Origin of the sequence: Phocicoccus pinnipedialis, assembly GCF_903994035.1 — a bacterium.
Lineage (GTDB): Bacteria > Bacillota > Bacilli > Staphylococcales > Salinicoccaceae > Phocicoccus > Phocicoccus pinnipedialis.
Map to the genome: position 1 here is coordinate 209,106 of NZ_CAJEWB010000004.1, position 7,217 is coordinate 216,322.

Consider the following 7,217-nt stretch of genomic DNA (forward strand, 5'->3'; position numbering starts at 1 on the left):
ATAATATTAAACTGTATTTACAGGAGGCTCATATGAATTCAAATGACATTAATATACAACTTAAAGATGAGTTAAAAGAAGGCTATAAAGAGATGCATCATTTGAATCTTTGTATTGCAGAAGAACATTTTTTAATGGAATGTGAAGTAGACACTAATTACACATCTCAAATTAAAGAAAAAAGATGGTGAGTATATGAAGCGAGGAGAGGTGTACCTAGCGGATCTTTCTCCCGTTCAAGGCTCAGAACAAGGCGGTAAGAGGCCTGTAGTCATTATTCAAAACAATGTCGGTAACAAATACAGCCCAACTGTAATTGTTGCCGCGATTACAGGAAAGATTAATAAGGCAAAAATTCCGACCCATGTTGAAGTCAATAAGCACAAATACCATTTTGAAATGGACTCTGTGATATTACTCGAGCAAATAAGAACGATAGATAAAACTAGGTTACAAGAAAAACTTACATATTTAGATGAAGAAAAGATGGCCGAAGTCGATTGTGCACTAATGATCAGTTTAGGTCTTAATATTAATGAGGAAGAGAATAGAAAACATAAGCAAGTTCAGTAGAGGTTAAAGGGAGAGTGTCATGAGTTATATAGATAATCTAACAAACGATTATGAAGAAATATTACGATTATATCTCTTTGATAATAATTTAGATGCTGCAATTGCAAAGTGTCATACATTCAGTAGAAACGTAATAGAAATCGATACATCTCCAGAAGAAATAGTATCACTTCACACACAGATGTTAAATCACATGCATGTAAATGATATAGAATTAGTGAAACAGTCACTCGAGATACTAGAAGAAGTTATGATTTCATTTGGATTTACATATCGAGATTATAGAGCGATGCTAGATAAATTAAACTTACACGACCAAGAGTTAGACATCGCAGCTAGCTTACAAGAAACGATGTTAAAAGCGACAATTCCTGCAGTAGATACTATGCAAATTGGCGCGATTAGCATTCCTGCTGGTAAAGTGAGCGGAGATTATTTTAACATCATTCACCATAATAATGACAAGATTTCATTTGCAGTCGCAGATGTGATTGGAAAAGGAATACCTGCCGCTATTGCGATGACGATGCTCAAGTTCGGTATGGAGTTTGCACATCTTAATAGAGGACCTGCCAAAGCACTAGAAACTCTCAATAACCTCGTAGAACAAAACGTAAATAAAAATATGTTTATAACGATGTTTTATGGTGTCTATGACTTTACAAGCGGTGATTTAAGCTTCTCGAGTGCAGGACATGAGCCCGGGTTTATTTATAGATATGATGAAGATGTATTTGAAGAAATCGATACAAAAGGTTTAGTACTCGGCGTACGTCAAGGCAATACATACTTTGAAAAAAACGCCCATTTGAAAGAGAATGATATGATTTTTATTTTTACGGATGGGGTGTCAGAATTACGTAAGCATGACGACACATTTATTGATATGAATAATATATTAGAGATGATTAGAGAGAAGAAAGAGTGTCACCCACAAGATATTGTTCAGTACCTATATGAAACACTGACACGCATGCAGCATAACTTACGTAAAGACGATTTAACCATGATAATAATTAAGAATGCTAAAAATAATTATTAATATGTTTAGTCTCTAAAGTTAAGGGTATAAATGTATTTGAAAAGTAATATTTGATTGGGGTAGAAACGTTAAATGAATATTAAAATTAATGTAGACGAAAAACCAGAAGTTACTCATGTAAGTATCGCTGGCGAATTAGATATCTATACAGCTCCAGAATTAAAAAAAGTATTTGAACCAGTTGCAACAGATGGGACGAAAAACTTACACGTTGATTTGAAGGGCCTAAGCTATATGGACTCTACAGGTCTTGGACTTTTTGTAGGAACGCTTAAAGATTTAAATAAAAATGACAAAGAATTAAGAGTGACAAATGTACAGCCTCGCATCATGAAGTTATTTGAAATCACTGGACTTAGAGATTTAATGTACATAACTAAGTATCCGGAGGGTGAGGAAATTGAAAAATAACTTTGAATATGTTGAGATGAAAATTCCGTCAAATCCAAAATATGTTGGACTTGTGAGACTTACGTTATCAGGAATTTTATCTTCTGCGAATGCGTCGTTTGAGGAAATTGAAGACTCAAAAATTGCTGTATCTGAAGCAGTATCTAATGCTGTTAAGCATGCATATAAACAAGATGAAGAAGGCGAAATCATTGTTGGTTTTGCTGTGTTTAGTGATCGTGTTGAAATTATTGTGAGAGACTCAGGTAAGAGCTTCGATTACGAACAAGTGAAAGAAGAACTGGGACCATATAAGGAAGATGATTCTGTGAGTTTCCTTAGAGAAGGCGGTCTTGGGTTATTCTTAATAGAAACGCTGATGGACGATGTTCATGTGAAAAAGTCACCGGGAGTGACAATTAGCATGGTTAAGTTTGTTGGCAAAGGTCAGGTGCAAAAAGATGGAGAAACAATCACAGGGTAAAACTGAATTAACGCCTGACGAAATAAACGCTTTGATAATGAGATATCAGGAAACCGGAAATGATGATGCACAGACACAACTTGTTATGCATTATCAAAGGTTGATTGATTCTCTAGCGTATCGTTATTCACGTGGTCAATCTCATCATGAAGACTTGGTTCAAGTTGGAATGGTAGGGCTACTTGGTGCAATTAGACGCTTTGACTTATCTTTTAACAGAAAGTTTGAAGTTTTCTTAGTACCGACTGTGCTTGGTGAAATTAAGAGATATCTACGGGATAAGACATGGAGTGTTCATGTACCGCGTAGAATTAAAGAGATCGGCCCAAAAATTAAGAATGCGATTGACACGTTAACTGCGGAACTTGAGCGTTCACCTAAAATTAAAGAAATTGCCGATCATATAGAAGCAACTGAAGAAGAAGTACTTGAAGCAATGGAGATGGGGCAAAGTTATAATGCACTTAGTGTGGATCATTCCATTGATGCAGATAACGAAGGCTCAGCAGTCACATTGCTAGATGTCATGGGAAATGTGGATAAGAATTATGAACTTACAGAAGAACGTATGTTGATAGAAAGGCTATTACCAATACTTTCTGATAGAGAACGTAGTATTATCGAATCGACATTCTTAGAAGGCTTGAGTCAAAAAGAAACAGGAGAACGCATTGGACTAAGTCAAATGCATGTTTCTAGACTACAGAGAAACGCTTTAGAGAAATTGCGTGAAGCGATGCTGAAATCAGAAGATACAGAATCACAAACCTGATCGAGAGATTGGGTTTTTATTTTTTAGGAGGACATATGAACGATCAACTCATTAAGAATTTATCAACAGAACTTAAAATAAAACCAGAATACATAAAGAATGTATTATCGATGCTCTCAGAAAACTCAACAGTACCGTTTATTGCAAGGTATCGTAAAGAACAAACGGGTGGACTCGACGAGACACAAATTAAGAAGATCGAAGATGAATACAGATATCTGGAAAATCTCGAAAAGAGAAAAGATGAGGTCATTCGTTTAATTGAAGAGCAAAAAATGCTGACAAAAGACTTAAAGGCAGACATTTTAAAACAGACAGAACTCGCGAGAGTAGAAGACTTATACCGTCCATTTAGACAAAAGAGAAAAACGCGCGCAACTGAAGCGGTGCGTAAAGGATTGAAACCTCTATTTGAATTGATGCTAAAGCAAGATATCTCTGAATCAGACTTAGAAAAAGAAGCAGAAAAGTATTTAAATGAAGAAGTTAGTAATGTAGAGGATGCTCTAAGTGGTGCGTATGATATATATGCAGAACATATATCTGACAATGCACAATACAGAAAAGTGATTTTACGTGAGATTAAAAATTCATCGCTTCTCATTTCGACAAAAAAGAAAAATGCAGAAGACGAGCAAAAAGTGTTTGAAATTTACTATGATTATAGTGAAGCGGTTAAAAACATTCCACCACATAGAACTTTAGCGCTGAATCGTGGTGAAAAAATGAATATATTAACACTTAAATTTGAACATAATATGCAAAGAATTGAAGGATATTTATCCTCTAAAGTAATCAACGAAAAATCTAAGATAGCGAAAAAGTTAAACACCGTGATTGAAGATAGTCTGAAGAGACTTATCTTACCTTCATTAGAACGTGAAGTGAGAAACGGTATGACTGAAATAGGAGAGAGTCATGCTGTCAACATCTTTGAAGAAAACTTGAAGAGTTTACTACTGCAACCGCCTCTTAAAAAGCACATGATTTTAGGTGTTGACCCAGCATTTAGAACTGGATGCAAACTGGCAGTCATTAATCCGTCGGGAACATTCATCGATAAAAACGTGATATATCCGCATATGCCAGTAAACAAGAAAAAGCAATCTGAAAAGATTATGCTAGATATGATTAAGAAGCACAACATTTCACTTGTTGCGATTGGTAACGGGACAGCATCACGAGAAACAGAAGAATTTGTCAGTGAGTTAATCAATAATAATAATCTTGATTTGCCGTTTATTATTGTAAATGAAGCGGGAGCGTCTGTGTATTCGGCATCTGAAGTTGCGCGTGAAGAATTTCCCGACTTCCAGGTAGAAGAAAGAAGTGCAGTGTCAATCGCACGACGTGTACAAGATCCTCTATCTGAACTAGTTAAGATTGATCCGAAGTCAATTGGTGTAGGACAATATCAACACGACGTGAACCAGAAGAATTTATCAGAAGCACTCGACTTTGTGGTAGAAACAGTGGTAAACCAAGTAGGAGTGGATGTGAATACAGCATCATATACACTTTTAGAACACGTGGCTGGTTTATCTCCACAGATATCTAAAAATATTGTAGCGTTTAGGGAAGAAAATAAAGGAATCCATAAGAGAACAGATCTCAAGAAAGTTCCTAGACTTGGACCTAAGACGTTCGAACAGTGTGTTGGGTTCTTAAGAATCATCGATGGGAAAGAACCTTTAGACCAAACAGAAATCCACCCAGAACAATATAAGAATGCTAAGAAGCTATTAGAAACAATCGGATCATCAATAGAAGAAATTGGTACTGATGACATCAAGATGAAGTTAGAAAAGTTAGACCAACGTGCCTTTGCTGAAGAAAATGACATCGGATTACCAACGCTCGAAGACATGGTGAAGAGTTTAATTGCACCACTTAGAGATATCCGCGATCAATACGACACGCCATTACTAAAGTCAGACGTGTTAGAACTGAGAGACTTAAAACCCGGAATGAAATTATCTGGAACTGTTAGAAACGTTACAGACTTTGGTGCGTTTGTAGACGTGGGAGTCGGACAAGATGGGCTCGTGCATATATCACAACTTTCAAATCGCTTTGTGAAACATCCACTAGATGTAGTAAGTTCAGGTGATATTGTAGAAGTAACAGTAATGGACATAGAGATTCATAAAAAACGAATTTCTCTTACGATGAAAAAGCAATGAAATAATGTTTAAACAAAAATAAGCCTCTTATGGAAATTCCATAAGAGGCTTATTTTATATAGATTTACTTCTTAACTTCTACTGGTTTACCTTCAAATGGGTGATCGCCTTTTTCTAGGTCCACATCGTTGATGTCGATTCCTAGTGCTTTAGCAACCCCTTTACCGTATTCAGGATCTGCTTGGTAACAGTTAAATATATGTCTGTGTTTCACCATATCAGATGTACCTTGCATTTCTGCTGCAGTATTTTTGAAAATAATCTCTTTTCCTTCTTCAGATTGTAGTCTGAATAATTTACCCGGTTGCTCATAGTAATTGTCGTCGTCTTCACGGAAGTCATACTCAGCTACATGACCTAGTTGCAAGTCAAGTACAGGTTGTTTGTGTTCCTTTTGTGAATTGTGTGCGCCGTAGCTATTAGGGTAATAGTTGATATGTGAACCTAAGTTACCGTCAACTCTCATCGCACCGTCACGGCTGAATGGACATACATTTACTGCACCCTTAGGTGAGTTAACTGGAATTTGGTGATGGTTGACTCCTAAACGATATCTTTGCGCATCTCCATAAGAGAATAGACGGCCTTGTAACATTTTGTCTGGTGAAAATCCTAGTCCAGGAACAATGTTAGTTGGTGCAAACGCTGCTTGTTCTACCTCTGCGAAGTAGTTTTCAGGGTTTCTGTTTAACTCAAACACTCCAACTTCGATAAGTGGATAGTCACCTTTGTACCAAACTTTAGTTAAATCGAATGGGTTGTGTGGATGATTTCTTGCCTCTTCTTCAGTCATAACTTGGATGAATACTTTCCATTTAGGGAAGTTCCCTTCTTCGATAGCATTGAAGAGGTCACGTTGTGAAGATTCTCTGTCGTTTGCAATGATTTGTGCAGCTTCATCGGCACTTAAGTTTTCAATACCTTGTTGAGTTCTAAAATGGAATTTAACCCAAACGCGTTCATTATCAGCATTAATCATGCTGTAAGTGTGTGAACCGAATCCATGCATATGACGGAAGCCATTCGGAATGCCACGCTCAGTCATTAAAATTGTTACTTGGTGTAATGCTTCTGGTAATGAAGTCCAGAAATCCCAGTTGCTTTCTGGGTTGTGCATGTTTGTTTTTGGATCACGTTTAACAACGTGGTTTAAGCTTGGAAATAGTTTAGGGTCACGGAAGAAGAATACAGGTGTGTTGTTACCTACCAAGTCCCAGTTACCTTCCTCAGTGTAGAATTTAAGAGCAAATCCGCGAATATCACGCTCAGCATCCGCAGCTCCACGTTCTCCAGCTACAGTTGAGAAACGTGCGAACATTTCAGTTTTTTTACCAACTTCACTAAAGATTGCTGCTTTGGTATATCTAGTAATGTCATGTGTTACAGTAAATGTACCATATGCACCAGATCCTTTAGCATGCATACGGCGCTCAGGAATTACTTCACGATCGAAGTGTGCCATCATGTCTAAGAAGTACGGATCTTGCATAACAAGTGGACCTCTTGGTCCAGCAGTCATAGTATTCTCTCGATCTCCAACAGGGTTACCGAAAAGAGTAGTTAACTTATTGTCGTCAGAATTAAGTTTTTTGTGCATTATAGAACCTCCACCTTTATTTATAATCATTCTAAATAAAGTATAACAAGTATATATAAAATCTTCAAGTCACTGGAGATAATACAGTATACATATTATTAAAAAGGGACTATTATTCAGTTCGTGAAAATTAAGATTACTATATATATCTCAAAAAGGATCCAGATGAAAACACG

General features: G+C 36.7%; 8 protein-coding genes. 7 read left to right on the plus strand and 1 reads right to left on the minus strand.

From position 1 onward, the window contains the following. The first annotated feature begins 32 nt into the window (after nt 1–32). From H9D55_RS01685 to H9D55_RS01715, 7 genes are all read left to right on the plus strand, one after another. On the plus strand, nt 33–191 hold the full coding sequence (locus H9D55_RS01685; RefSeq protein WP_186076293.1) for an antitoxin MazE: 159 nt from the start codon (nt 33–35) through the stop codon (nt 189–191). Between the two features lie 4 nt (nt 192–195). After that, a complete protein-coding gene (locus tag H9D55_RS01690) occupies nt 196–573 on the plus strand; it encodes a type II toxin-antitoxin system PemK/MazF family toxin (RefSeq protein ID WP_186076295.1) in 378 nt (125 codons plus the stop codon). A gap of 19 nt (nt 574–592) precedes the next feature. Next, the gene (locus H9D55_RS01695; protein ID WP_186076297.1) at nt 593–1,615 is read left to right on the plus strand and encodes a PP2C family protein-serine/threonine phosphatase; all 1,023 of its coding nucleotides are present in this window, start codon (nt 593–595) and stop codon (nt 1,613–1,615) included. Nucleotides 1,616–1,687: 72 nt separating this feature from the next. Next, the gene (locus H9D55_RS01700) at nt 1,688–2,026 is read left to right on the plus strand and encodes an STAS domain-containing protein (protein WP_186076298.1); all 339 of its coding nucleotides are present in this window, start codon (nt 1,688–1,690) and stop codon (nt 2,024–2,026) included. Next, nucleotides 2,016–2,489, plus strand: coding sequence for an anti-sigma B factor RsbW (gene rsbW / locus H9D55_RS01705; protein WP_186076299.1), 474 nt, complete (start codon nt 2,016–2,018; stop codon nt 2,487–2,489). The genes H9D55_RS01700 and rsbW overlap by 11 nt, the downstream gene beginning before the upstream one ends. Then, on the plus strand, nt 2,467–3,261 hold the full coding sequence (sigB, locus tag H9D55_RS01710) for an RNA polymerase sigma factor SigB (RefSeq protein WP_186076300.1): 795 nt from the start codon (nt 2,467–2,469) through the stop codon (nt 3,259–3,261). Before rsbW ends, sigB begins: the two co-directional genes overlap by 23 nt. 35 nt (nt 3,262–3,296) lie before the next feature. Beyond that, on the plus strand, nt 3,297–5,444 hold the full coding sequence (locus tag H9D55_RS01715; RefSeq protein ID WP_186076301.1) for a Tex family protein: 2,148 nt from the start codon (nt 3,297–3,299) through the stop codon (nt 5,442–5,444). A gap of 64 nt (nt 5,445–5,508) precedes the next feature. Here the strand turns inward: H9D55_RS01715 and H9D55_RS01720 are convergent, their stop codons facing one another. After that, on the minus strand, nt 5,509–7,041 hold the full coding sequence (locus tag H9D55_RS01720) for a catalase (RefSeq protein ID WP_186076302.1): 1,533 nt from the start codon (nt 7,039–7,041) through the stop codon (nt 5,509–5,511). Between the last annotated feature and the right edge of the window lie 176 nt (nt 7,042–7,217).